Raw genomic sequence first — 24,011 nt, 5'->3', positions numbered from 1 at the left:
CATCCGACATCGACTAGGTAGGAATATATTTATTTTTCCGTTTTGCCCTGATGGGAGATGTTCGTACCTCTCCAATTGATGTGTGCTGACGTATACAGTAAAGATTGGTTCATGTCATGCAAAGTGGGGGAAACGATGGAACGGAGGAAAAAGCGCAAAGGTTGCCGTCGTTGTGGGGAAAACGTTTGCCGCTGTAAACCAAGGCGAAAGCATTGCCGCCGCTGCGGCATGCGTAATTGCATATGTAAAATGATCAAACTGGCAGTGGCAGACATCGTCGGTCCAATTGGTCCGACCGGCCCGGCAGGCACGATGGGACCAACTAGCCCAACGGGGGCGCCCGGTCAAGCTGGTGGTTTCACGGACCCAGCTGGAATAGCAGGCCCGGCGGGAGCCGCGGGTATAGCGGGAGCCACCGGTTCAACGGGAGCCCGAGGTCCGACCGGCCCGACTGGTCCCGCAGGAGTGGCAGGCTTGATTGGTCCAACCGGTCCGACGGGAGCCCGAGGTCCAACCGGTCCAGCAGGAGTAGCAGGCTTGATTGGTCCGACGGGAGCAGCGGGTATAGTAGGGGCCACGGGCCCAACTGGAGCCGCGGGAATAGCGGGAGCTACTGGCCCAACGGGAGCCCGAGGCCCAACTGGCCCGACCGGCCCCGCAGGAGTGGCAGGCTTGATCGGTCCAACCGGTCCGACGGGAGCAGCGGGAATAGCAGGGGCCACTGGCCCAACGGGAGCGCGGGGCCCGACCGGCCCCGCAGGAGTAGCGGGCTTGATTGGTCCAACGGGTCCCACCGGAGCCATCGGCCCAACTGGCCCAACGGGAGCGCGTGGTCCAACCGGCCCCGCAGGAGTGGCAGGCTTGATCGGTCCAACCGGTCCGACGGGAGCAACGGGTATAGCAGGGGCCACTGGCCCAACTGGAGCGCGTGGTCCAACCGGCCCCGCAGGAGTAGCAGGCTTGATTGGTCCAACTGGTCCGGCGGGAGCAGCGGGAATAGCAGGGGCCACTGGCCCAACGGGGGCGCGGGGCCCGACCGGCCCCGCAGGAGTAGCGGGCTTGATTGGTCCAACGGGTCCGACGGGAGCCGCGGGAATAGCGGGAGCTACTGGTCCAGCGGGAGCTACTGGTCCAGCGGGAGCACAAGGTCCAACCGGCCCGACCGGCCCCGCAGGAGTGGCAGGCTTGATTGGTCCAACGGGTCCGACGGGTCCGACGGGTCCGACGGGAGCTGCGGGAATAGCGGGAGCTACTGGCCCAGCGGGAGCACAAGGCCCAACCGGCCCGACCGGCCCCGCAGGCGAGGCAGGTTTGATCGGTCCAACTGGTCCCACCGGAGCCACCGGCCCAACTGGACCAATGGGAGCAACTGGGCCGGCAGGCGAGACGTTTACCCCGCAATACATCAATGCCGCTACCATCGGCGGTTCTCAAGTGGTTGGTCCCGGGCAAGATGTCATCTTTGAACTCGTCAGCGCGCAAACCACGGGCTTTACTTTTACTCCGCTCACCACTACGATCACGATCAACATAGCCGGTGTTTATCGCTTTGATTATTCGCTGATGTTGATGGCGCCAGTGAACGCGGCCTACGCGATCACGATCAACGGAACAGGATTTCCGCTATCGTACTTTGGCGAGGTGGTGACGAATTCGAACACCGACAGAATTCGGCTTGGGGGATTTTTCATTAGTGCTGTAACAGCAGGCACCATCATCACGCTGCGCAACGAAAGCGCGACAAGCAATACGCTGGCTGGCACGGGCGTGAACAATATCGCTACGACGCGCGCGGCGATTCTCATTGAACGGGTAGGCTGATTGAAAACTCTTTCTGCTTTTTGAACCATCCTGTCCGAAAGAAAAGAAGAGCATTAGGGAGTAGCCTTCTCCCCGATGCTCTTTTTGTACGTGCCGATTAGTTTTCCGTGTTCTGCCGATTGGAAAACGCGACGCCGACCAAAATGCAGGCAGCCCCGATGAAAAAGCCGAAGCTCAAATGCTCGCCCAGCAATAGCCAACCAAACAGCGTACCGACGATCGGCTGAAAGAAGAAAAAGACCGCGCCGCTTCCGGCCTGCACCATCTCAAAGCCTTTGTTCCACAAATAAAAGGCGACGGTCGTCGAGATGACGCCGACGTACAGCACACCCGCCCAAATCTCCCAGCCAAAGCCCCAGTCGATCGGCGTAGTGGACATCTCCCAAATCATCAGCGGACTGCTGAAAAGCACCCCGAAAAATGACACATAAGCGGTAACGGTGAGCGACGAGTACGTTTGGGTAGCTCGTTTGCAAAGCACGGTGTACAGCCCCCAGCTTACGGCGGCAACAAGTAGGATAAGGTTTCCAGTCAAGGAATGGCCTTCTCCGGACGAATCCGGCAAGCCGACGACAACCAGGACGCCTGCCGTCGCTAATGAGATGCCGACGATTTGATGAATGCTGATGCGCTCCTTCAGCAGCCAGACGGCAAATACCGCTATGAATGCAGGCGAGGCCGAGGTGATGATCGCGCCCATGTGTGCATTCGATAGCTTGGTACCCAAAAACTGCGCGGCGATCGAGATCGTGACACCGACAAAGCCGGCCAGCATCATCAGCGGTAAATCGCGCTTGCTGACGTATTCCTTACGCGCGACGACGATTGCGCCGAGAATCAGAAGAGAAATGGTGAAGCGGATGATAAGTAAGGTAAACGGCGGAATGTACGCGAGCACGACTTTGCTCACGACATAGACCCCGCCCCAGATGGCTGCGGCAAGCGACAGCCAGAGACATCCCAACAATTGATCTTTTGTATGTGCATTCATGCGTAAAAGCCCTCCCGGAGTGGATTCATTCGTTGCAAGGATCCGCCTAGCCGGGGGGAACAAAGGTGGTTTGATCCATTCATTCCCGTCCGTCTAGGAAACGAAAGATCCGGGTACATCCCGCTCAAATCGGCTGTGCTGCATCATGATCACCTCCACATCGATGGGTTGCAAAATTCGCTTCAGCGGCGATTTCGAAAAACTTGATAAGAATGTACCACACTTTAGGCGGGACAGCTACGGGAATGGAAAGAATAATCTGACATCCCAAAAAGCAAGAATTGCAGCATTGCCCAAATTTTTCGCGGAACAATTTACCCTCCCAATATGCATTCATTATGAATGATCATTCACTCAGTATCGGTAATAAGGTATACTGGGAAAAAAGGAAAAGGGAGAGGTCGCGGATGAAAACGGTCTTTGCACATACGATACGTTCGACAGAAGTGGATTTGATCGGGCATGTCCATCACGCCAAATATTTGGAGTATATGGAATGGGCACGCAACGATCTGATGGAAGAGGCTTGTGGCTTTACGCTCGAAGAGATGATGAGCCGCAATACGCTGCCGGTGATCGTGAATGTGAACATCAATTACCGTAAAGAATTGAAGCTGGGCGAGCGCGTCAAGGTGATCTCGTGGCTCACCCGCGCTGGTCAAAAAAGCTTCACCATGCGCCAGGAAGTGTGGACAGAAGACGATATCTGCTCCTGCGAGGCCGATGTGACAATGGTGATGATCGATGGGGAGACGCGCCGTTCCATCGAGCTTCCTGCTGAAATCAGGGCCGTCTTCGAAGCGTAGCGCGCTGCCGATTCATATTGACAAATTTCCCTTGGTGATAAAAGATGGAAAGATGGATAAATCTAAGGTAGTGAATCATTAAGGGGATGTTTGGAAATATGAAGGACCCGCGGCGGAAAGTTTTGATCGCTCTTCTCGTCTCCACATTTTTGACCGCGATCGAATCGACGGTTGTCAGTACGGCGATGCCGAAAATTGTGCGTGACCTGGGCGAAAGCCAGTATTTATCATGGATCTTTTCTATTTATTTGTTGACGATGGCGGTTACGACGCCGATTTACGGGAAGCTGGCAGACCTGTTCGGCCGCAAACGCGTGTTTATGGTCGGGACAGGGATCTTCTTGGTTGGATCGCTTTTGTGCGGATTGTCGGGCTCGATGTTTCAGTTGATGGTTTTCCGGGCGGTGCAGGGCTTGGGCGCTGGAGCGGTCCAGCCGATCACCATGACGATTTTGGGCGACATCTTTAATCAGCAAGAACGGGCAAAGGTGATGGGCCTCGTGAGCAGCATGTGGGGCATGGCGGGGATCGTCGGTCCGCTCGTAGGCGGCTTTTTCGTGGATTATGTATCCTGGCACTGGATTTTTTACATGAACATCCCGATCGGTCTGGCATCGATCCTGTTGCTGGCCAAGTTTTTCAGCGAAAAAATCGTGCCGAAAAAAATCAATGTCGATTATGTGGGTGCAAGTCTGTTTACGATCAGCGTCAGCTTGTTCCTGTATCTGCTCCTCGCAGGCGGTGAAGGAAAGCAATCCGCTTGGGATGGCAATTCGTTGATTCTGCTGGTGATCAGCATCGTGGTATTTATCGGCTTTTTGTTCGTCGAACGGCGCGTGCCGGAGCCGATGCTGCCGATGTCGCTGTACAAAAGCAAGCTGAACGTGTTTTCACAGGCGGTCGGCTTTACGCAGAGCATTCTTTTGATCGGTGCGGGAGCCTATTTGCCACTATGGATTCAAGACATTCACGGTCATTCGGCTACGTATGCAGGGTTTGCGCTATTGCCGGAGTCGATCGGCTGGCTGATCGCGGCTTCCTTCGGCGGCCGTCTGATGTTGAAGCGTGGCTACAAGTTAGTTTCGATGATCGGAGCAGTCTTTTTGATCATCGCGGGCATCTGGCTGGCGACGGTCACGCCGGAAACACCGGAATGGGTCATTCCGGCTGTCATCTTCGTCATGGGACTGGGCTTCGGCGCATCGTTTACGGCGATGACCATCGCGGTCCAGAGCAGTGTCTCCTGGCAGCAGCGAGGCGTCGCCACCGGCACGCTGCAGTTCATGCGAACTATGGGACAGACGGTTGGGGTGGCGATTCTGGGTGTTGCGCTCAACGTGTTCGTGAGCAAAGGCGGCGAAGGCGCTTTGGCAAACGGGTTGATGAATGTGTTCATGTGGATGCTGATCATCTCTGTGATCGGCTTTGCGCTCTCGCTCTTGTTGCCCAAACCGGCTAAGCAGCCGGAGGGCGCGAATTAGCAGTTTCGCTCGGACATCAAGCGGGCAATATAACGGACCAACGGGTTTTGGGGATCGCCGATCTCCAGGCCCGTTTTTTGTTGTGCGAATTGGGCTGCAGCCACCATGGAGAGCTGTGCCGCCCAAATTTGTTCCTCATCGCCCACTCGCTGCTGCAGCTCGATCAAATAGCTGCTGACCGTCTGATTGTAAGCGTCGAGCTTCCCTTGCATGACAAGCACAAACGAATCGGGAACGACCTCGACCGTAATTTGCGGGGCTTTTCCGCTGGAAGCGGCGTAGGACATCAAGCGGGACACTGTTCCATCCATGGTTGCTGGATTCGTGAATACAAGGCGGATCGGTTTTGGCACAGCACACATTTCGGCAAAGAACGGCTCATCAATTTTGATGAGCGGAATGCTGTATTGCTGATCTTTCATGGCGGCGATGTAGTTCGTGCACGTGATCAACAGCAGGTCTGCTCCACATCGGGTGATCCAGTCCAGCTGGTCTGCGATTTTGCGCTCCGCCTGCTGAGTGTCGAAGGACGGGTCGTGCCCGAGGCGATGAACGAGGCCCGGATCGACGAAATGCACAAGCTCCACGTCGAATGGCACAAGCGCCGCATCGATGAGGGCAATGTTAGAATGGTGGGCGTGTAAGCAACTGATGCGAATCGGGGTGTTTTTCATAACGATCACTCCATTCAACGTTTCGGAATAAATGGTTGTTGCTCTTATGTCAGACGCCGATTTTCCCACAGCGATACGAGCAGCGTGGCGATCAGCACGCTGTCAAGCGACGTGACGACCAGCTCTCCGACCGGTGGCCATCCAAAAAGAGTGCTGGCAAAGAAGCAAAGTTTACTTGTCAGAATAACACAGCTAGCGAGAATGATGCGAATCCAGTAGTGACGTTTTTGCGCGCGTGAGCGTCCTTGTTGAAAAGCGTGGCTTCTCCGCCTGTCGCGCAGCTTGTACAAATACACGGTGATCAAGGCGAAACCGACCAGTGTACTGCAGTGCTGGGCTAGCTTGTACAACGGAACTTCGGCAAATAACAGCGGAATGCGTGTGCGTAGTGCGTCGACATGCATGACAAAATAGCCGTTCTGATGCGTGAAGTGGTCCCACAGCACGTGGGTAGCCATTCCGATGATCGCCGAGCTTGCGAACAACAGGAATGCTTTGCCTGATCGGATCGACCAGGACATACTGGCATACGGGGCGTACCAGCGATCGAGCGGGGCAGGCAAATGAAAAAGCAACGGTCGCTTGATCACGCGGTGGAACAACCAGCTTGCGATGAGTGCAAGCGGTAAATTGTAGAGGAAAAAGCCGATGAGCGTGTGCCCCCACACCGAATGCGGTTTGAAGTGGAGAAAGTATTCAAAATCAGGGGCCATACTGCCGACGATCAGACCGGAGAAACAGAAATAGCGGCGAAAGCGTGCCGGTAGCCAAATAACAGCGGCAGGATGGGCGAAAGTAAACGGCATCTCCACACGTCCTTAGCAAAATTTGATAGGCTCATCATAGCACATTACCAAAAAAAGGGTGGGTTAATATGGAAACGATACACTATCGCATCATGGAGCAGAAAGAGCTAGAGCGAATCGGGGAGATTGATAGAAAAGAGGAGTGGACATTCAAATACGTGTACAAGGACGGAGAGCTGCAAAAAGAGCCGGTACACTATCAAATTACGCGCTGGGATGAACAGCAAGTGGCAGAGCATAGCGACATGCTCCTGCCGCTATTGCAGGAAGGCGGCAGCATGGTCGGCGCGTTTGCCGGGGAGATGCTGGTAGGTGTCGCAGTCCTGGGGAACCGCTTGCTGGGCGAAAAGCAGGATTTGCTGCAGATGGCGTTCCTTTATGTCAGCCATGCTTATCGCCGCCAAGGAATTGCCCAGCGGTTGATGGACAACATGTGTGAGCTCGCAGTAGCGCGAGGAGCGGCAGGTTTGTACATTTCCGCCACTGAATCGGGCTCGGCCGTCGGCTTTTACCTCGATTACGGTTGCGAGCTCGCCGAGCGTGTCGATCCAGAGCTGTTTGCAAAGGAACCGGCGGATATTCACCTGATTCTCCGGTTTGCTTGATTTCAGTTTCCGGCGTGAATCTCTTTGATGCTTTTCCCGCCTAGAAAAGCGTGTGCCATACGCAATCGGCCAACCGTATCGAAATGGTAGCGCTTGTACACTTTCTCGACCTGTTCGTTGATCGGATACACCCAAAACTGCTTGTAGCCTTGCAGGGCAACTTCTTCCTGCATGTGGCGAATGAGGATGCCGATCAGTCCCTGTCCGCGCCATTCCTTGCGAGTGGCCACATTTTCCAGTCGGATGTGCGAGCCGGTCTTGAAAGTACAGGCAGTCGAGGCGGCTACGCCGTCTACGTACAGCAAGTAGTAATCGTAAGCGGGATTGGCAAACTCCAGCTGGAACGCCTTCTCGCGGACTTTTCTGCCTCCGAATTCCGCAATGCTGCACTCGACTTCCATCGCCTCCGTGAAATTGTGCGAGCTGACTCTTTCAATCGAGACTCGATCGTCATGAGGGACGTTTGCGAGCTGGCCATTCCACAGCTGCACAGCGTGATCGAACTCTTCATAGCCGAAGCCGCGAGCGGTCAGCTTTTCGATGAAAGGAGCGAGCGCTTCGACATTGTGCAAGTAAAAGCGTGGAATAATCGCTTTTTCACGGTAAAACTGGATCACCTCGTCGATGACCGCATCAGGATCGGCAGGTAGGACGCTCACATCGGCATGGTTGGCATCGTAGTGAGTCGGATTCTGCTCATTGAAAAACAAGTCTCCCCACGCGCGCTTTTCGCGTGACGCATAGCTTAAGATCTGGGCGGTATCGAATTCTTCCGTGATTTTTTCAATCATCATTTCAAGTGCTCTCCCTTGTACATCGCAATCTTGTCACAAGATTGGCGATCAATTAGAATTTTATGGATAAACCTGCCAGGGATGGTGAATCGAATGGAAACGTTGATTCAATCGGACATGTTGCTGTTCCGGCCGACCCGATCGGATGATATTCCTTTTGTGATGGTGACGGAAAGCGATGAAGAGAACAGCCGCTACGTACTGCAATGGACGGCTGAAAGGCATGAACAGGCGACAAAGGAAGCAGACACGGGACATATCGTAATCGAAACAATCGGAGAGAGGAAGCAGATCGGCTATCTGATCGTGGCCGGTTTGCAAAATCCGCATCATAGCATAGAGTTGAAGCGCATTGCCATCACTGAAAAAGGAAAAGGCTACGGCAGAGAGGCATTGAAGCTAATTAAGCAGTGGGTGTTCGAGCATGCGGGAGCCCATCGGTTATGGCTCGATGTGAAAGAACAGAATGCACGCGCCAGGCACTTGTATGAATCAGAAGGCTTCATCGTGGAGGGCGTTACCCGGGAATGCCTGAAAAACGGCGATTCGTTCGAGTCGCTTGTCGTGATGTCGATGCTGCGTCCTGAATATTATCGGGCCGAGCGGGCATAAACATGACCGTGTATTATTATCATTTTAGCGAAGAGGCAACCATCACGCGTTTCGAGCCGCGCTGCCATCCGTCGCATCCGGATTTGGGGCCTGTCGTGTGGGCCATCGATGAAAAGAGGGCGCCGCTGTACTTTTTCCCCCGGGATTGTCCGCGCATCGCATTCTGGTCCACTCCCGCTACGACTGATGGGGATCGAGAGCGATTTTTGGGGCATACCGCTGCACGTATGGTCATTACCGTCGAAAACCGCTGGCTTGATAAAATCAGGGAAACCAACGTCTATGTCTATCGTTTTGCGGCCGGGTCGTTTCGCTGCATTGATGAGGGAGCGGGATACTTCATTGCAAAGCAGCCGGTTACGCCGCTTTCCGTGGAGCCGGTCGGCGACCTTTTGCGGACGTTAGCCGATGCAGAGGTCGAGCTGAGGATGACGCCAACACTCGGACCGTTACGGGATGTTCTGCTTGGTTCGACGCTGCATGCGTCCATGATCCGGATGAGGAACGCAATTCTTATCCCTTAAATGACGGCCAATCTCCGCCAGGTACCAGTGTGCCGTGTTCGGCAAGCCACTCCCGACGATTAGGGGCATACAGGTAGAGGTAGCACTCCACCTCGTCTCCGCGTTCGGTGACCGCTTTGACCACGATCCGCTCATATTCATTCGTATCGCGATTCGGCTCGTAATCTTCCAGCTCGTCGAGTAGGCGGAGTGCTTCGGGCACATTTTGCAGCTCGACCAGTTCGCCTTTCACCGGGTTGTCGCCTTCGATCATGGCGGGGTACCCGACCGGCAGATCATACAGTGTGCCGCGCACCGTCGCTTTTTGCGTGTGTTTAGCAAAAGGCGCGATGATGTGATGGTAGCGTTGGCCTTGGCACAATGTACCGTAAACAAAAACTTTCGTCAGCATCAGCATCCCCCTAACGATTAGAAAACCTAGCTACGCCAATTTTATAAATTCTTATCTGTAAAAAAATTTCGGATTGAAACATTCCCATTATACGGTCGTCTTGGCAAAAAGAAAAGAAAGCATGGCAGCTGTGTTTTGCCAGAAAGGAAATACATATGGACGGAAAGAAATGCAGCCTCATGACAAGGGGTGTGCATGGCTTCCTGCTTGCATGTCTGCTCAGCGGCTGCTCGGTATCAGAAGGCCCGCTGGAACGAGCAGACGGTGACAGCCTTGTTCGCAGCGAGCCGTACCAGCTTTATCAGCATGTTACGGATGTAAAGCATGTGATGCCGCTTGCCATCGAAGCGGCGATTCCGCACATGCCTGAACAGATACGAGATAGCGTAAGTAAGCTCGGTGTGCAAAACCTGCCGTTTCAGGTGGGGAAGGCTTCGGCCTACCTGGTGACCTTCACGGATGAAACGTCCAAAACTCCGCTGAATCAGGTGCAGCTTGTCTTTTTGAAGGAAAAGGATGAGTATGGCAAATATGGCGAGGAGTTCGTGGCCATCACGATGACAGAGGCGAAAGTGGACCCGTTTGCGGGCCTTACCGTTGCCGAGTCGGGCGTCGATCTGTTCGGCAACAAGCTTCTCGTGGAAAAGGCAGGCAAGGATACGCAGCTTTTCCATCATATTTTGCAAACGAACGGCGGCTACGTCTCCCATTATTATGACTACGACGAAGCGGCGAATCGCGTGTCTATGACGACAACGAGCGCCAATGAACTGGATTTTTATGCGCATGGGTATTTGTATCAAATCAATTACGTGGTGAATGGGAATCAAGTAGATGAGGCCGTACAGCGAAGAATGGTGGAGCTGGCAAAGCAGCTGCTAACGAAAAAAGAAGAGGAACCAGCCTAGGAGAGCTGGTTCCATTTGTTCCCGAACACGGGAGTGACGTATGATTGGAGCAGTTGGATCAGCGATTCGCTGTCCGATGCCGAAAGCACCAATTGCTTGTGCTCTTCTTTGACGAATCCGGCTGCGATCGAATGGTCGATCATCTGCAGCAACGGTGTGTAGTAGCCAGCGATATTGAAAATGCCGATCGGTTTTTGATGGATTCCGATCTGTGCCCAGCAAATCATCTCAAACAATTCTTCAAACGTCCCGAAGCCGCCGGGAAGCGCAATGTAGGCGTCAGCCAGCCTGCTCATGGTCGATTTCCGCTCGTGCATATCTTTTACCTCGATCAGCTGCGTCAGTCCGGTATGGACCACCTCGCCGCGAAACAGTCCGGTCGGCATCACGCCGGTGACGCTTCCGCCGAGCTCCAGCACCTGATTGGCCAACTCGCCCATCAGACCCACCCGGGAACCGCCATAAACCAGCTCCAATCCGTTATTTACAAGCGCACGTCCCAATTCTTTGGCATGATGCACATAGTCTGGATGCGCCCCCAAATTGGAGCCTGCGTAAACACATACTCGTTTCATCCGCTTTTGTCCACTCCCTTCGACTCTATCCACAAGTATAAGGACATTCGAAAGGGAAGGAAAGGGCAAGTAAGCGAATTGCTAGAGCGACCCGTGCGCGAGCTTTCCTTTGAACAGGACTGCTGTTCGCTTTGAGCGGCGGGCGATGGTTTCCGCTGAGCAAGTCGCTTCCACAAGGACGAGGCTTGCCTCATCGCCGATCTGGGGCCACAGTCGGTTTCCGTTGCGGTCCAGCGTCGTTTTGCCGCCTGTGATGAACGTCAGTGCTTCCGTCAGCGAACGCTCATCGATCCAGCGGCAGCGTTCGGCCAGGCGATTCGCTTTGTCGAGCACCTCACCGCCGCCATAGGGCGCCCACGAGTCATAGAAGCCATCACAGCCAAGCGCGACCATGACGTCTTTTTCATGCAGGAGCGGGATTGGCGGCATGGCTCTGTTGATCGGTACGGTCGACATGATCTGGATGCCCAATTCGGCGAAGCGGTCGATCATCTCGCTCGCTTGCTCGACAGGCACATCGCCGAGCGCGAATGCGTGGCTGATCGCCATCCGGTTTTGCCAGCCAGCTTCCTCGGTCATGGCTGCGAGTCGCTTCATCGTATGCAGCCCGAGCAGCGAGCCGTCGTGCAGGTGGATGTCGACATCGGCATCGGCTTCCACCGCGATCTCCATCATTTGCGAAAGGGAGTGCTCGATATTTTCGTCCACTCCTGCGGGATCAAGCCCACCGACCAAAGTGGCGCCTTCCTTCATCGCCTGGCGCATCAGCGCAACAGACTGTGTGCGCAAGAGGCCGTGCTGCGGAAAAGCGACGATTTCATAGGTCAGCTTGTCGCTGAACGCCTCCAGCGCCTCGCGTACCCCTTCCAAATTTTTCAGCCCGACGTGTGGGTCGATATTGACATGCGTGCGAATATGCGTGGAGCCGGCGGCGGAGATCAACGACAGCATCGCCATCGCCCGGGTTTTTACACTGTCAAGTAAGACGAGCGATTCCTTGGCTTCAAAGTTAAGCCGCTCGATCAGGCCGTTCACCGGCTTGCACGATTTCCATTTATAGCCCATGTATGTTTTGTCGAGATGGTTGTGCTTTTCTACAAAGGAAGGGAGTGCAAGAAGTTCTTTCGCATCATAGCGAGGGAGATCAGTGTCAAGCGGCAGGCTGGCGGGGCGAATGTCTTCGATTTTGCCGTTTTCCACTTTCAGGTGGCACAGTTCAGAGCGCGTGTGTACCACGCCATCTTCATCTTCTTCAAAGCCGCTGTCCAATCGCACGTTTGTGAGCCAGTACAGAGAATGCATCCGTCACTCATCCTTTCCAAATTGGGCGTATATCTCCTAGTATAGAGCGACGGAAGCGATTCGTTTTGCTGGTGATTTACTAGTTTTTTAAAAATTTTTACTTTTTTATACGAACGCTGCTTTTATTCAAAGCAGCGCTCGCCGTTCAGATAGTAGCTGTCTTCGCGGTACGTTTTGAAAGCGACCTCGATTTCCGCCACTCCGGTCTCACGAACGTGTCTGGACAGCGCTTGGGCGAACCGGTCGCGCGTCTCGAGTCCGCGTTCGAACCAAGCGACCTCGATGAACGGGAACGATTCGACGACAGACCCTGCGAAAACGGCTGTCGTGGACAAGACTTCAATGGTGAAATTATCGGTGCCGCACTGGCAAATAGCGGCTAATTCTTCAACAAGCGGCGAGCTGATCTGTTTCATTTGTTCAACGCTAACACCGCGAACGAGTAAATGTGGCATGGGACATGTCTCCTTTTCGTCGAATGGCTCCATTATAGCAAAAAAAGTCAGCTTCCCTCGCAGCGTGTGTAACGAAAATCGTGCAATCGTCAAGGGGAGCGGCACATTTAGCGCGATTTCGTTCCATCACTTTCACACACAATTGAAATTATTATGAACAAAGCACTATTGCCATTATGTTAATGTGCTTAATCAACTATAATCAAAGCGGACAATCCTGATCGACTGCCGTCGATTTTAGTTTTACGTAATTTGTGGAGGTGCTTCCCTTTTGAAAACAGCCTTGTCGCGCATGCGTCTCATCGCACTGATCGAAGGTCTTTCTTACCTGTTTCTGCTTTTCATCGCCATGCCGTTGAAATACTTCGCGGGATTCCCGCAAGTCGTGACGGTAGCAGGTGGCCTACACGGGCTCTTTTTTGTTCTGTACTTGATCGCGCTCATCAATGTCACGATTGCGGACGGCTGGAAATTCGGCCGCGTACTGTTCACGTTCGTGATCGCATTCGTGCCGTTCGGCAACTTTATTCTTGATTCCCGCTTGCGCAAAGAATAGTCTTAGGAAATGGTGCAGCAATTGGAACTACGTATTTTTTAATCGCATGAATGACCTTAGAAGGCGATCGGAATCTGATCGCCTTTTTACCGTGTGCAAAAAGTGGGCGATCGTCCATTCCTGATTCCGCGCCGAGACATATCATAAAGTGGTGTATTGAATTCGCTGGGGGGCGGGGGCATGAGGAGCAATAAGTTAATGGTCGTTGCGCACCCGGACGATGAAGCGATTTTCGGCGGCGCACAGTTATTGAAAAAACCTGGGTGGAAGGTCATTTGCGTGACGAACGGCGATCACCGGGTACGGCGGCGCGAATTTATAAAGGTGATGAAACGGGCGGGCGCCGCCTATGAAATTTGGAGCTTTCCTGACCAATGGAAAGGCGATTTTGATCGGAAAGCCTTAAAGGAGAAGCTGAAAAAAGAATTGGCTTCGCATTCCTATAAAAAAATTGTGACGCACAACAAAAAGGGAGAATACGGACACACCCAGCATATCGCGCTATCGCAAATCATGCATTCGCTGGTGAAAAAGAACCTGCATGTATTTAAAAAAGGGAAAAAAATAATGCCATTGACTTTGCTGAAAAAAAAGCTGGATCTGTTGATGCTGTATCCGAGCCAGCGCTCCATCATCGAAATGTACAAAAAAGAGATCATGTATGAAGCGCTGAAAAAGGTGAATTGATGGCTTTTGGGGGAGGAAGGAGCATGAGGGTGCTGATTGCATATTGTTACAGTCTTCCCCATGTCGGGGGGCTGTGGACGTATGTGCATGAATTGAGGCAAGCGCTGGAGAAGAAGGGGCATTCGGTCGCAATAATGGGCGCCGATGTAAGGAACCAACACTATTATTTGCTTGGTACGGATCAAACGGTGCGGACGCGCTCGTTCTCCAGCGTGGTAAAGCCGATTGTCGAGCAGTATTACCGGAAGTGTTGGCCCAAGCTGGACAGATGGATCTTGAACCGAGAGACCTTTCGCTATTCCTTTGAGTTGGCTGCTGCCTATTTCGGACTAGAGCAATATGACATTATCCATACGCAGGACGCTGAATCGACACGGGCGATCAGCCGGGTAAAGCCGGCAAATACCCCGTTGATCAGCACGTTCCATTGTTCTCATACAAGGGAAACGTTTGTGGCGCAGAACAAGGCTCCCGGAACGATGCGGTGGCGCTACGTCGCTGTTGAAGAAGCGCTGGCGGTGAATGCAGCGGATAACCTGATCGTTCCTTCGAATTGGCTGCACTCGATCATTCAGTCGGATTACCATCCTGAAAAAAATCACATAAGGGTCATTCCGCATGGCATCGATGCAGCAATGCTGCGAGCGCGGATGGAGGCTCCCTCGCCGCTGCAGCGGAAGGAAGGCATCACCTCGATTGTCTGTGTGGCGAGGCTCGTTCCGGAAAAAGGGCATTGTTATTTGCTCGAAGCGCTGGCGGAACTGAAAAAAGTACGTCAAGACTGGGTGTGCTGGCTGGTGGGTGACGGCTACTTGCGAAGAACCTTGACGGAAATGCGGGATCGCTTGGGGCTGCAAGAACAGGTCGTGTTTGCGGGCTCCCAAGAAAATGTACCAAGCATTCTCGCACAAGCAGACATTTTCGTTCTGCCAAGCATGCTGGAAACACTGGGGTATGCGGCGATGGAGGCTCAGCTTTCGGGAAAGGCGGTAATCGTGACAGACACAGGCGGGTTGCGTGAAGTGGTCCAGCATATGAAGACGGGAATGGTGGTGCCAACAGAGCAAAGTGCTCCCCTATCGACCAGCCTGCTGCGTCTTCTCGATGACCGGAAGCTTGCCCGTCGGCTGGGGGCGAATGCGCGTCGGTGGGCACGAAAGCAATGGCCGGTCGAAAAAATGCTTGGTCAAACGATGGACGTTTACTACAATGCTTTTGACCAAACCAAGCGGGCAGCCGACAGCGAAAGTGAGGAAGTGGTTTTTGGCAATCAGCCGATCAAGCCGTTCGCCCGGCTCTTTGCCAAGCGCTACGCGGATAAGGTGGAGGATGTGCAGCAGTGGAAATACGCAATCGCTTCACTGCCTGACGGCTATGCCATTCCGGATTGGGAGATAGCCAAACGCCTCACCGCTGATACGTAAACGAAAACCAAATCGACAGCATGTTTCAGAATACGAAAAATTGACAAAAGAGCCACGCTGCGTTCAGCATGGCTCTTTTATTGCTATGTTCATCAATCGCGGTCAATGGTGAGCTTGTACACCAGCTCACTATCCATCGCGTCGCCGGTATCCGTGAACCCGAAACCTTGATACAGCTTCTGGGCAGCATGGTTGTGGGGGTGAACGGTCAACCGGATTTCCTTACACTGGGCAAACCGATTTTTGATATAAGACACCATTTCGGCTAATGCGGCTTTGCCGTATCCTTTCTGCTGCTGGGATTCATCGATGAGAAAGCCGTTGATCCAATACATTGTGGTCGTGCTTTCCACATAGGCATGCATGACGAATCCAACCATGGTTTTACCGGCATAAATGGCAAAGGGCAGGTAGTCCACATCATCGCCATCCGGCTTTACGTGCACTTTGGCGAGCGATACGGCGACTGCTGGGACGAAATCACGCTGGTCCTCCGAAACGCGCAAACGGATGGCTTCCAGCCAATTATCTCTAGTTACAGATCGTAAGGAAACATTCAATCAAATGCACTCCATTCCATAGCGGCAAGTTCGATGGAAAACGTTTCAAATCATTCGCGATGCAATGAGTGTTTTCCTTCCGCTGGCTGCTTAATCCGCATCCCCAAATGAATAATTGTTAGCAAAACCTGCCACCTTATAATTGGTGGTGAAGTGAGTGATGGGCTCGGTACCTCAAAATTTCCCGAACTGTTTAAATGATTCGCTTGGGAACAGCTCTGATTTGGTCATAAAGGAATTTGTGATTTGCCAAACAAGAGTGTACCTCTGCTTTCTCGAGTCATTGGTCGATTTCCCGAAGACAAATGAATATGTAAGGCAAATCGAATCGGGCTTGGTCATGGATGAAGACATCTTCGATCAATTGGCGGCATTGACAGCCGGACAGGCACAGGTTCCGTATTCAGATATCATCGTTTATTTGCTGAAAGGGAGATTGGTGATCGCTTCTTTCCATGATGACAGAAATGTTGTCTTGAACCCGCTGCAGATCTCACTAACGCGTGACATTCAAACCCCGCTTAACGAAAACGTTGTCCAGTCGTCCTTCGATGCTTTCACAGAAAACATCAATACAAACATCGGGATCATCCGCTCGAAAATAATCAGCCGCAATTTGGTTGTTGAGTCATTGGCGACAGGGGAGACAAACACGCGCCAATTGGCGGTGATCTATCGCAAAGACAAAGTAAGTCAGGCGGTTATCGACAGCATCCTCGACCGCTTGAGGAAAAATAAAAATAATAACATCAGGCATGTTCAGGACCTAAGCCGGGCGCTTGGCCAAAAAAAATGGAACCTGATCCCGACGATATTATCAACAGAAATACCTGCTGATACGGTGGAGTATTTATCGGAAGGGCGCGTAGCCATATTCATGGACCATTTCCCTTTTGCGCTCGTGATCCCATCCATCGTGTCAGATTTATGGTCAATCAAATCCGACCATAATTTTCCGGTTGTGTTTATGGCATCCATTCGGATCATCCGGATCGTTGGGCTTCTTGTGTCAACGCTTGCACCAGGTTTGTACGTTGCGCTGGTTTCAGTTAATCCTGAAGTGCTGCGAATCCAATTGGCGCTCGCGATCGCAAGAAGCCGGGAAGGGGTTCCGTATCCGGCGATCATCGAGATCATTCTTCTTCTATTTGTCCTCGAGATGATTGTTGAGGCGAGTGTTCGTTTGCCCAAAAGCATCGGGCCTGCGATTACGATGGTTGGGGGGATCATCCTTGGGGAGGCGGTTGTTCAGGCCAAGCTGGTAAGCAACCTGCTGATCATAACATTAGCCGCGACCACGATTGCCAATTTTACGTTATCCGGATTCACAAATATGCTGATGGTGCGTTTGTTTAAATATGTGCTGTTGCTGCCAAGCGCTATCTTCGGGGTATTGGGATTGATTGGAGGCTTGCAATTTTTTTGCTGCTACCTAGCCGCCGTCACAACGTTTTCCGTCCCGTATTTAACACTAAAGATGAGGGAAGGGGATCGGGTTGAATAAGTACTCATTGCTTATTTCCTTTATCAGCGTCCATTTGGCAGTCATCTTCTTTGCTTTTCCAGAACTAATGATCAGTGTGGAAACGAATGCCTATTGGATTCCTGTCACATTCATGTTTGTTCTCGAGTGGATATTGGTCTGGGTATACTTGAAAGGGCTATCGTTTTTTCCCGGAAAGGATCTGGCAGAGGTCTTGATCCAAACAACCGGAAAATCGGTTGCCTTCATCATTTTGATTCCGTTTGTTTTCTATTTGCTTACCGATGTCATCTTGATGTCACGAAATATATCGGCCATGGTCACGATGATTTTTCTCCCGATCACGCCACTTTGGGCGCTTTTGTCCTTCATCGCGATTTCGATTTTTTGCGCGATGGGCGGCCTTCCTACCATCCTTCGCTCCGGCATGGTTTTTCTCGTTCTCTTCAGCCCTGTTCTCCTGTTTTCGTTTTTCAGCACCGTGAATTACATTGATCTCCATAACGCGCTGCCGATAACGGATTGGCGGTTCAAGTTTTTAACCGATCACCGGTTTTATGCGAGTATGTTCGCCATCTCTCCGTTTTTGTTTCTTGGCGTGGTGCAATCCTACCACTTGAAGCTGTTTCCGAAGAAATGGCACGGTGTTCTTACTTTCATCGGACTGCTGCTGTTGTTTCAGCTTGCCGTGTATATCCCGCTGCTCATATTCAGCAAGGAGGCAGCAGTAACCTTTCACTTTCCGTTTGTGTTGGCTTTGGATACGGTCGATCTGGAATGGTTCCTGTTCGACCGCATTACGATCTTTTACATCATTTCTGTGGCAATCTTTTCGACTACATAGGGAGCGATGGCGCTATGGGTCGTGGGGACGATCGTCCATACGTTTTGCGGTTATTGGCGCACTCAGATTTATATTGCTGGCTTTGGCCTGTTTAACTATGTTGCCACTTTGCTTATACCGAATTTTGCTTGGATCGAACGGTTAACGCTCTTGGAAATCCCATTACGGATGTATTGTATAGCAGGTGTTCCTGCGATCGTACTCATCTTGGGATTGGCGCAAAGGAGGAAGCTTGCTTGAACCTGGGACGTCGATTTGCAGGATGGGCGATGCTGTTGATACTCGTTTTCCCGCTTGCAGGATGCTGGGACACCAAAGATATTAACAAGCGCTATTTGCCGATCGTAATGGCTGTAAATAAGTTGGACGATGGACAGTATCACATTATTTTGCACTACCCCCTTCCAAACGGAAAAGGGCTGGATTCTTTCGAAGAAAAAGCTCCGACCATCAGCAAAGCGGTAGACCTCATACGAACGAACGCCGAGAAAGATATTAGCCTCATTCATGTCAAATTGCTCTTGCTACACGAAAGCTTCGCCAAAAAGGGGATCGGGGAGCTGCTTAATTTCTCCATACGTTCCAATGACATTTCTGCCAAAGCATTTATCGCCGTTATGCGGGGGAATTTCGAACAGTTGAACAAGGCGATTGATACGAGAAAAAGACCGGAAACGGCTCCATTCGATACGTTCAGCAAGCAAGCCGGGTGGACTCCGAATATCTCCAGCGCGACCTTATGGCAAACGTATCGGGCCTGGCATAAACATACGGAGGATATTGCCATTCCGTTGCTGACGATGGGGAAGAAAGGCGGTTTTTTCACGATGGAGGGTTCAGCCGTCATGAAGGGCGATCGGATGGTTTCCCATATCAACAAGGACGAAACGATGATGTACAACCTTTTTCAAGGCACTTTTACCGGGGGGACAATAGAAGTGATGGGCCATGCCGCCGTTCAGGTTGTCAAAAGCTCGATAACCAATCATGCACAATGGCAGCAACAGGTTCCCGTACTAACGAGCAAGATCAATATCGTGATTTTGGGCCTGGAAGAAAAGGGGCCCCCCCTCTCGAACAAAGAGCTCAAGACTGAGCTGGAAAAAATCATATATCGGAGGATCGCAGAGCTAAGCACAAAGCTAATCGCCTGCCGCTCCGATCTGCTGGGAGCCGGGAATTCCTTCAGAGGCATGATGTCAGAGTCGGTGCAAAAGCAGTGGAAAACGAATTGGTTTCCGAAGCTAAGGCATGAGATCGATTTGAATGTGACGATCGGCAATGCTGGCTATCTGAAAAATGGTCGATGAGCGATATTCCACACGTTCGTCAACCGGTTAAAGCACGAATTGCATGAACGGGAGCATTCGGCCGGGAATAGCGGTGGAAGGGGTTTCGCCGATGCGAACCGCCCCCATCGCCAAATAAAACGGCTCGGCGAACGGATCGCTATGGATGGTCACGGTGCGGATGCCCAGCTGGTCCGCGATCGTCCGCATATGCGACCACAGCGCGCGGCCGTGCCCTTTGCCGATCGCCTGGGGATCGACGAAGAGGTAGCCGAGGGTTGCCGCATGCTCGTCCTGCTCATCCGTCTCCAGCGCATAATACCCCACAGCTACGTCACCATCCATTGCAACATACACGCAAGCGGAGGACAAATAGGCGGGCGTAATCGTCAGGTCCTCCCGACACGCCTCCATGAAACTGTCGCTGTACCCCCAATGCGCTTTCGAGCGAAAGGTTAGTTCGGTCAAAGCATTCGCTTGCTCCAGGCTCGCCTTTTGGATCATCATGATATTCCTCCTCATCCAATCATCAAAATTTCACGGATGTCCTCTTCTGTTAAAGCTGACAATTCCTCCTGTCCGGGCTTGATCACTTCTTCGATGAGGTTTTTCTTTTTCTGTTGAAGCTCGAACATTTTATCCTCCACCGTGCCTTGCGTGACAAGGCGGATGATCTGCACCACGTTCTTTTGGCCGATGCGGTGGGCGCGGTCTGCGGCTTGCTGCTCCACGGCGGGATTCCACCAAAGGTCGTAGAGGATCACCGTATCCGCACCGGTCAGGTTGAGACCCGTTCCGCCAGCTTTGAGCGAGATGAGGAACAGCTCGCGCTCGCCTTCGTTGTAACGGCGGCACAGCTCGACCCGTTCGGCGCCGGGGGTCTGTCCATCCAGATAGAAAAACGGGACGCCTTGAAAGCCTAGCTCGCGCCCGATCATGCGCAGCATGTCGGTGAACTGGGAGAAGATGAGCAAGCGTTTCCCCGCAGCGCGGCATTCCTCGATGATCTCAAACAGCTGCTCGAATTTGGCGGAGCTTCCGGTGTAGTCCTCGACGAATAGGGCCGGATGGCAGCAAAGCTGGCGCAGCCGGGTCAAGCCAGCAAGGATGCGAATCCGGCTTTTTTGGAAGCCGTCCTCGTTCAAATGCTTTAATGTTTCCTGTTGCAGCTTGGCTAAATAGGCCGCATACAGCTTCTTCTGATCGGGCAGGAGCGCTGATGCTTGCAGCGTCTCGATTTTGTCTGGCAGCTCTTTCAGCACGTCCGTTTTCAGGCGGCGCAGCAAAAAAGGGCGGATGCGCTTGGCGACCGCATCACGCGTCAGGTTGTGGAACGCCTTGCGATTGTCGAACAGCTCCGGAAACACCGCATCGTAAATGGACCACAGCTCCTCCAGCCGGTTTTCCACCGGTGTGCCGGTGAGGGCAAAGCGGTGTCGTGCCACGAGCTCTTTTACCGCATGCGCAGTCTGCGTTGCGTGGTTTTTAAAGACTTGCGCCTCATCCAAAAAGAGCGTATGGAACGATCGGGCGGCGTACTGCTCGACGTCTCTGCGCAGCAACGGGTAGGACGTGATCACCACATCCGCATCGGCGTACGCTTTGATTAATCGGGTCCGCTCTGCTTTCGTGCCGTCCGCGATGACCGAACGTATTTGCGGTGCGAATCGCTTCAGCTCATTTTGCCAATTGTAGACCAGGGAGGCAGGTGCGACGATCAGAACGGGTTCTTCGCGCTCCCTGATTTCCGGCAAAATCGAAACGATGAATGCAATGCTTTGCAGCGTTTTGCCAAGCCCCATATCATCGGCCAAAATGCCGCCGAACTGATAATGGGCAAGCGTCTTCATCCACTGGAAGCCATACTTCTGATAGTCGCGCAGCACCCCATCCAGCTCCACGGGCACGCGAAAATCGAGATTGTCGGGATTGCGCATGTTTTCCAGCAGGCGGCGAAACGATTTGCCCAGCTTGACACTGTTTCCTTGCCGTTCGCGGTCGAGCAGATGGAGCCCGCGTACGACGGGAATGTGGATGCCCGCAGTCTTTAGATCGATCGCTGTTACGCCCATGTCGCTCATCAGCTGACTGATCTCTCCAAATTCTGCGCTCTCCAACGGCAAAAGTGAGCCGTCAGCCATACGGTAATAGCGCCGCTTTTCCTCAAGAGAGCGTATGACGAGCCGGATTTCCTTCTCCGGAATCCCGTCCAACTCAAATCCGAGCTCGAGCCAATTGGTTCTTTCGTTCACATCCACCGTCACTTTCGGTACCGTATTGCCCGGATGCATGCGCAGCTTAACGGCGGTGGTGGCGAACACAGTGAGCAGTTTTTTCAGCTCCGGCAGCCGGTAGTACAAAAAGTCGTATTCCGCTTCTTCGTCCTCTAGGTAATAGCCTTCTTCGGTCTTGGTAAAATTGCTTTGGTCCATCAGCTCCAAAATACGCTGCTCTTTTTCACCATCCCGGATTAAAATCCTCTCGGCTCCCGACTTTTGACTGGATGCAGCCAGCGGGTTGATCTTGATGTCGCCATAGTGAAATTCAAGCCCCGCCAGCAGCCGGTCCCTGATCCGATCGAGATACAGTTTGGCCGAAAGCGGCGTCTGCTCAATCCGGTCTGAGACAGCTTGTGCGACATGGACACTGCCGAGCGAGAGCAAGCCGGGGACGACTTTAACCATGAAAGGCTCCATCTGCTCCTGCGCGATCAATAAATGCTGCTTGCCGGGCGAATGAAGCGTTTGCTTGATCTCGGCGAGCCGTCTGCATGGTTCGGGAGCGAGCTTGGTTACCTTCCCGTTGCACAGGACGATGTTGTACGGCTCCAGCACGGTGATCGTCTCCAGCCCTTGGATGTCTAGTCGATAGCTTGATTGGCTGGATTGATCAAAATCAAAATGGAGCGGCAGCGGGTCTGTCGTTAACTGAAGTCCATCATATACGGCTTCCTCCTGCACAAGCTTCACATTTGGCGCTTGGGTTAAAAGCGGGAACAGAGCGTCCCAGGAGGCGGGCGAAATCAGCATGCGTCGCTCATTGTCGTTGCGAGTGTAGCTGCTGTACATCGCGATGCTTTCGCGATACACCTGCTCATTTTGAAAGAGTCCGATCAAGGCCTGTATCACCGCATCATTTTCGCGCTGGAAACAATGCGCTGTGGGATCGTACGTGAAGTTTTTGGAGAAAAAATAGGTGGCTCCGCGGGCCACATGATCGAGAAATTCCCTGATCTTTTGTACGACATAAAGCCGTTTCGGTCCGAGCTTGAGCTCGATGCCAAACAATGAGCGGCGCTGGCCAAACCCGATCGTGGCCACTTTCAAGGTAAATTCCAAGTCCAGAACAGCCCGCGGATCGAACAAGGGCCGGGCGACGCTAGCACGCACCGGCTTTTCATGGAACAAATCCAGGATGCGGTTGGTGAGCTGCCGATCGGCAGCTTGGATTCCCGTTGTCCGCGAGTTAGTCGAGCGCGGCTGCAAATACCCTTCATCAGCCAAAGGTTGGCTGTCGGGATGAAGCATGGAAGCGAATGAGCGGATAGGAGTTTTGCCGCTTTGCGTATCGCGTATGGTGAGCAGCACAGCTGCGATATGTTTGCAGTAATAGTCGGAGGAACCGAAGGAGGAGCAGGTGCATTCCGCTTCGACTCCGGTCTGGTCCAGCTGGATGTTAACCTGATAGTTGCTAGTACCCCTGACCGTTGCTTCGTAGAGGGAGGCGTCCGCATCGTACGTGCTGAAGATCACTTTTTTCGCCCGGTTATATGCCTCTCCCCGATCATAGGCAAGGCGTCCGCACAACTGCATAATGATCCGCGATGTCAACTGAAAGCCCATTCACTGATCCTTCCTTTTCATTAGTTTCGAAACGAAAATATACCTGTTCAGTCTATCATAACAGAATCTGCTGCAAACTGAATGCGATAGCTTGACATGAAACCAATTCGTTTCATATTATAAAGGAAACCAAAAGGTTACATATTTAACGGGAGTGATTGAGAACATGTTGGTTCCTGACATTAAGCATCATGTAACATTGCATGCACCGATCCAGCAGGTATGGGAGACGGTTGCGACATCGGCAGGACTTGTATCCTGGCTGATGCCCAATACGTTCGTCCAAGAGCTGGGCGCGCGATTCACCATGCAATCGTCCCCGAGAGGAAATTGGGACGGGACGATCGAGTGCGAGGTGGTCAAGCTCGAAGCGCCGAACTTGCTCGCATTCACATGGGAAGGCGGCGGACTGACCAACCTGCTCGTGACGATCGAGCTTACCGAGCAGGATGGCAAGACCGATGTTTCGCTCGTTCACTCAGGCTGGACGGAAAGCACGAAGGCGATTCGCGACATGCTGGATCATGGCTGGGTTCACCATTGCTTCCCGCGTCTTGCTGCGCAGGTAGAGGCGAGCTGAG

At 52.8% G+C, this 24,011-nt stretch carries 25 protein-coding genes; 14 read left to right on the top strand and 11 right to left on the bottom strand.

Annotation, left to right across the window (positions count from 1 at the left end; genetic code table 11):
• Positions 1–249 precede the first annotated feature (249 nt).
• The gene (locus EDM56_RS32020) at positions 250–1,821 is read left to right on the top strand and encodes a collagen-like domain-containing protein (protein ID WP_183192246.1); all 1,572 of its coding nucleotides are present in this window, start codon (positions 250–252) and stop codon (positions 1,819–1,821) included.
• 97 nt (positions 1,822–1,918) lie between these two features.
• On the opposite strand, the gene EDM56_RS01160 is transcribed toward EDM56_RS32020, so the two are convergent.
• Positions 1,919–2,812, bottom strand: coding sequence for a DMT family transporter (locus tag EDM56_RS01160; RefSeq protein ID WP_122916045.1), 894 nt, complete (start codon positions 2,810–2,812; stop codon positions 1,919–1,921).
• 407 nt (positions 2,813–3,219) lie between these two features.
• Between EDM56_RS01160 and EDM56_RS01150 the strand changes: the two genes are divergently transcribed.
• Together EDM56_RS01150 and EDM56_RS01145 are read left to right on the top strand one after the other, a co-directional pair.
• Positions 3,220–3,618 (top strand): acyl-CoA thioesterase, encoded by a 399-nt coding sequence (locus EDM56_RS01150; RefSeq protein ID WP_122916043.1) that lies wholly within the window; start codon positions 3,220–3,222, stop codon positions 3,616–3,618.
• A 98-nt stretch (positions 3,619–3,716) separates the two neighbouring features.
• A complete protein-coding gene (locus EDM56_RS01145; protein WP_122916042.1) occupies positions 3,717–5,099 on the top strand; it encodes an MDR family MFS transporter in 1,383 nt (460 codons plus the stop codon).
• On the opposite strand, the gene EDM56_RS01140 is transcribed toward EDM56_RS01145, so the two are convergent.
• Together EDM56_RS01140 and EDM56_RS01135 are read right to left on the bottom strand one after the other, a co-directional pair.
• Positions 5,096–5,773, bottom strand: a complete 678-nt coding sequence (locus tag EDM56_RS01140) for a hypothetical protein (RefSeq protein ID WP_122916041.1) — start codon at positions 5,771–5,773, stop codon at positions 5,096–5,098. The two genes, EDM56_RS01145 and EDM56_RS01140, sit on opposite strands and share 4 nt — an antisense overlap.
• Positions 5,774–5,817: 44 nt before the next feature.
• Complete coding sequence (locus EDM56_RS01135; protein ID WP_122916040.1) at positions 5,818–6,579, bottom strand: DUF4184 family protein; 762 nt, start codon at positions 6,577–6,579, stop codon at positions 5,818–5,820.
• A 68-nt stretch (positions 6,580–6,647) separates the two neighbouring features.
• Between EDM56_RS01135 and EDM56_RS01130 the strand changes: the two genes are divergently transcribed.
• A complete protein-coding gene (locus tag EDM56_RS01130) occupies positions 6,648–7,184 on the top strand; it encodes a GNAT family N-acetyltransferase (RefSeq protein ID WP_122916039.1) in 537 nt (178 codons plus the stop codon).
• A gap of 2 nt (positions 7,185–7,186) precedes the next feature.
• Here the strand turns inward: EDM56_RS01130 and EDM56_RS01125 are convergent, their stop codons facing one another.
• A complete protein-coding gene (locus EDM56_RS01125; protein ID WP_122916038.1) occupies positions 7,187–7,978 on the bottom strand; it encodes a GNAT family N-acetyltransferase in 792 nt (263 codons plus the stop codon).
• Positions 7,979–8,071: 93 nt separating this feature from the next.
• On the opposite strand from EDM56_RS01125, the gene EDM56_RS01120 reads away from it, so the two are divergent.
• Together EDM56_RS01120 and EDM56_RS01115 are read left to right on the top strand one after the other, a co-directional pair.
• Entirely contained in the window at positions 8,072–8,590 is a 519-nt protein-coding gene (locus EDM56_RS01120) for a GNAT family N-acetyltransferase (protein ID WP_246009215.1), read from the top strand.
• Positions 8,591–8,592: 2 nt separating this feature from the next.
• Positions 8,593–9,114 carry a DUF6886 family protein gene (locus EDM56_RS01115; protein ID WP_122916037.1) on the top strand — a complete coding sequence of 174 codons (522 nt, stop codon included), beginning with the start codon at positions 8,593–8,595 and terminating at the stop codon, positions 9,112–9,114.
• Here EDM56_RS01115 and EDM56_RS01110 read toward each other — a convergent pair.
• Complete coding sequence (locus EDM56_RS01110; protein ID WP_183192245.1) at positions 9,104–9,505, bottom strand: gamma-glutamylcyclotransferase family protein; 402 nt, start codon at positions 9,503–9,505, stop codon at positions 9,104–9,106. The two genes, EDM56_RS01115 and EDM56_RS01110, sit on opposite strands and share 11 nt — an antisense overlap.
• A 155-nt stretch (positions 9,506–9,660) precedes the next feature.
• Between EDM56_RS01110 and EDM56_RS01105 the strand changes: the two genes are divergently transcribed.
• Positions 9,661–10,413, top strand: a complete 753-nt coding sequence (locus EDM56_RS01105) for a hypothetical protein (protein WP_122916035.1) — start codon at positions 9,661–9,663, stop codon at positions 10,411–10,413.
• Here EDM56_RS01105 and EDM56_RS01100 read toward each other — a convergent pair.
• The 3 genes from EDM56_RS01100 to EDM56_RS01090 form a co-directional block, all read right to left on the bottom strand.
• Entirely contained in the window at positions 10,410–10,988 is a 579-nt protein-coding gene (locus EDM56_RS01100; RefSeq protein WP_122916034.1) for an LOG family protein, read from the bottom strand. The genes EDM56_RS01105 and EDM56_RS01100 overlap by 4 nt on opposite strands.
• Positions 10,989–11,069: 81 nt before the next feature.
• Positions 11,070–12,290, bottom strand: a complete 1,221-nt coding sequence (locus EDM56_RS01095) for an amidohydrolase family protein (RefSeq protein WP_122916033.1) — start codon at positions 12,288–12,290, stop codon at positions 11,070–11,072.
• Positions 12,291–12,412: 122 nt separating this feature from the next.
• Positions 12,413–12,745: a DUF1904 family protein gene (locus EDM56_RS01090; RefSeq protein WP_122916032.1), complete on the bottom strand. Its 333-nt coding sequence runs from the start codon at positions 12,743–12,745 to the stop codon at positions 12,413–12,415.
• A 292-nt stretch (positions 12,746–13,037) separates the two neighbouring features.
• On the opposite strand from EDM56_RS01090, the gene EDM56_RS01085 reads away from it, so the two are divergent.
• From EDM56_RS01085 to EDM56_RS01075, 3 genes are all read left to right on the top strand, one after another.
• Entirely contained in the window at positions 13,038–13,301 is a 264-nt protein-coding gene (locus EDM56_RS01085; protein WP_122916249.1) for a DUF3817 domain-containing protein, read from the top strand.
• Between the two features lie 180 nt (positions 13,302–13,481).
• Complete coding sequence (locus EDM56_RS01080) at positions 13,482–13,988, top strand: PIG-L family deacetylase (RefSeq protein ID WP_122916031.1); 507 nt, start codon at positions 13,482–13,484, stop codon at positions 13,986–13,988.
• Positions 13,989–14,011: 23 nt separating this feature from the next.
• Positions 14,012–15,412, top strand: coding sequence for a glycosyltransferase family 4 protein (locus EDM56_RS01075; RefSeq protein ID WP_183192244.1), 1,401 nt, complete (start codon positions 14,012–14,014; stop codon positions 15,410–15,412).
• A gap of 92 nt (positions 15,413–15,504) precedes the next feature.
• On the opposite strand, the gene EDM56_RS01070 is transcribed toward EDM56_RS01075, so the two are convergent.
• Entirely contained in the window at positions 15,505–15,972 is a 468-nt protein-coding gene (locus EDM56_RS01070) for a GNAT family N-acetyltransferase (protein ID WP_122916029.1), read from the bottom strand.
• Positions 15,973–16,132: 160 nt separating this feature from the next.
• Here EDM56_RS01070 and EDM56_RS01065 point away from each other — a divergent pair, with 160 nt between their 5' ends.
• The 3 genes from EDM56_RS01065 to EDM56_RS01050 all read left to right on the top strand — a co-directional run bounded on the left by EDM56_RS01065 (position 16,133) and on the right by EDM56_RS01050 (position 19,609).
• Complete coding sequence (locus EDM56_RS01065) at positions 16,133–17,476, top strand: spore germination protein (protein ID WP_122916028.1); 1,344 nt, start codon at positions 16,133–16,135, stop codon at positions 17,474–17,476.
• A complete protein-coding gene (locus EDM56_RS01060) occupies positions 17,469–18,299 on the top strand; it encodes a GerAB/ArcD/ProY family transporter (protein ID WP_183192243.1) in 831 nt (276 codons plus the stop codon). Before EDM56_RS01065 ends, EDM56_RS01060 begins: the two co-directional genes overlap by 8 nt.
• Positions 18,300–18,535: 236 nt before the next feature.
• Positions 18,536–19,609 (top strand): Ger(x)C family spore germination protein, encoded by a 1,074-nt coding sequence (locus tag EDM56_RS01050; protein WP_122916025.1) that lies wholly within the window; start codon positions 18,536–18,538, stop codon positions 19,607–19,609.
• A 27-nt stretch (positions 19,610–19,636) separates the two neighbouring features.
• On the opposite strand, the gene EDM56_RS01045 is transcribed toward EDM56_RS01050, so the two are convergent.
• On the bottom strand, positions 19,637–20,095 hold the full coding sequence (locus EDM56_RS01045; protein ID WP_122916024.1) for a GNAT family N-acetyltransferase: 459 nt from the start codon (positions 20,093–20,095) through the stop codon (positions 19,637–19,639).
• Positions 20,096–20,106: 11 nt separating this feature from the next.
• A complete protein-coding gene (locus EDM56_RS01040) occupies positions 20,107–23,430 on the bottom strand; it encodes a DEAD/DEAH box helicase (protein ID WP_122916023.1) in 3,324 nt (1,107 codons plus the stop codon).
• A 166-nt stretch (positions 23,431–23,596) separates the two neighbouring features.
• Between EDM56_RS01040 and EDM56_RS01035 the strand changes: the two genes are divergently transcribed.
• Positions 23,597–24,010 carry an SRPBCC family protein gene (locus EDM56_RS01035; protein ID WP_122916022.1) on the top strand — a complete coding sequence of 138 codons (414 nt, stop codon included), beginning with the start codon at positions 23,597–23,599 and terminating at the stop codon, positions 24,008–24,010.
• Position 24,011 lies beyond the last annotated feature (1 nt).

It is taken from the genome of Brevibacillus fluminis, assembly GCF_003710825.1.
Lineage (GTDB): Bacteria > Bacillota > Bacilli > Brevibacillales > Brevibacillaceae > Brevibacillus_D > Brevibacillus_D fluminis.
The sequence above is the reverse complement of the archived record's forward strand: the minus strand, read 5'-3'. Positions and strand labels throughout refer to the sequence as shown.

Excerpts from the sequence above, each read along its gene's own strand:
- EDM56_RS01150 (WP_122916043.1), top strand. The coding sequence starts at position 3,220 with ATGAAAACGGTCTTTGCACATACGATACGTTCGACAGAAGTGGATTTG.
- EDM56_RS01145 (WP_122916042.1), top strand. The coding sequence starts at position 3,717 with ATGAAGGACCCGCGGCGGAAAGTTTTGATCGCTCTTCTCGTCTCCACA.
- EDM56_RS01045 (WP_122916024.1), bottom strand. The coding sequence starts at position 20,095 with ATGATGATCCAAAAGGCGAGCCTGGAGCAAGCGAATGCTTTGACCGAA.
- EDM56_RS01125 (WP_122916038.1), bottom strand. The coding sequence starts at position 7,978 with ATGATGATTGAAAAAATCACGGAAGAATTCGATACCGCCCAGATCTTA.
- EDM56_RS01035 (WP_122916022.1), top strand. The coding sequence starts at position 23,597 with ATGTTGGTTCCTGACATTAAGCATCATGTAACATTGCATGCACCGATC.
- EDM56_RS01120 (WP_246009215.1), top strand. The coding sequence starts at position 8,072 with ATGGAAACGTTGATTCAATCGGACATGTTGCTGTTCCGGCCGACCCGA.
- EDM56_RS01160 (WP_122916045.1), bottom strand. The coding sequence starts at position 2,812 with ATGAATGCACATACAAAAGATCAATTGTTGGGATGTCTCTGGCTGTCG.
- EDM56_RS01110 (WP_183192245.1), bottom strand. The coding sequence starts at position 9,505 with ATGCTGACGAAAGTTTTTGTTTACGGTACATTGTGCCAAGGCCAACGC.
- EDM56_RS01100 (WP_122916034.1), bottom strand. The coding sequence starts at position 10,988 with ATGAAACGAGTATGTGTTTACGCAGGCTCCAATTTGGGGGCGCATCCA.
- EDM56_RS01095 (WP_122916033.1), bottom strand. The coding sequence starts at position 12,290 with ATGCATTCTCTGTACTGGCTCACAAACGTGCGATTGGACAGCGGCTTT.
- EDM56_RS01135 (WP_122916040.1), bottom strand. The coding sequence starts at position 6,579 with ATGCCGTTTACTTTCGCCCATCCTGCCGCTGTTATTTGGCTACCGGCA.
- EDM56_RS01080 (WP_122916031.1), top strand. The coding sequence starts at position 13,482 with ATGAGGAGCAATAAGTTAATGGTCGTTGCGCACCCGGACGATGAAGCG.
- EDM56_RS01085 (WP_122916249.1), top strand. The coding sequence starts at position 13,038 with ATGCGTCTCATCGCACTGATCGAAGGTCTTTCTTACCTGTTTCTGCTT.
- EDM56_RS01065 (WP_122916028.1), top strand. The coding sequence starts at position 16,133 with ATGGGCTCGGTACCTCAAAATTTCCCGAACTGTTTAAATGATTCGCTT.
- EDM56_RS01140 (WP_122916041.1), bottom strand. The coding sequence starts at position 5,773 with ATGAAAAACACCCCGATTCGCATCAGTTGCTTACACGCCCACCATTCT.
- EDM56_RS01075 (WP_183192244.1), top strand. The coding sequence starts at position 14,012 with ATGAGGGTGCTGATTGCATATTGTTACAGTCTTCCCCATGTCGGGGGG.
- EDM56_RS01090 (WP_122916032.1), bottom strand. The coding sequence starts at position 12,745 with ATGCCACATTTACTCGTTCGCGGTGTTAGCGTTGAACAAATGAAACAG.
- EDM56_RS01040 (WP_122916023.1), bottom strand. The coding sequence starts at position 23,430 with ATGGGCTTTCAGTTGACATCGCGGATCATTATGCAGTTGTGCGGACGC.
- EDM56_RS32020 (WP_183192246.1), top strand. The coding sequence starts at position 250 with ATGATCAAACTGGCAGTGGCAGACATCGTCGGTCCAATTGGTCCGACC.
- EDM56_RS01130 (WP_122916039.1), top strand. The coding sequence starts at position 6,648 with ATGGAAACGATACACTATCGCATCATGGAGCAGAAAGAGCTAGAGCGA.
- EDM56_RS01115 (WP_122916037.1), top strand. The coding sequence starts at position 8,593 with ATGACCGTGTATTATTATCATTTTAGCGAAGAGGCAACCATCACGCGT.
- EDM56_RS01105 (WP_122916035.1), top strand. The coding sequence starts at position 9,661 with ATGGACGGAAAGAAATGCAGCCTCATGACAAGGGGTGTGCATGGCTTC.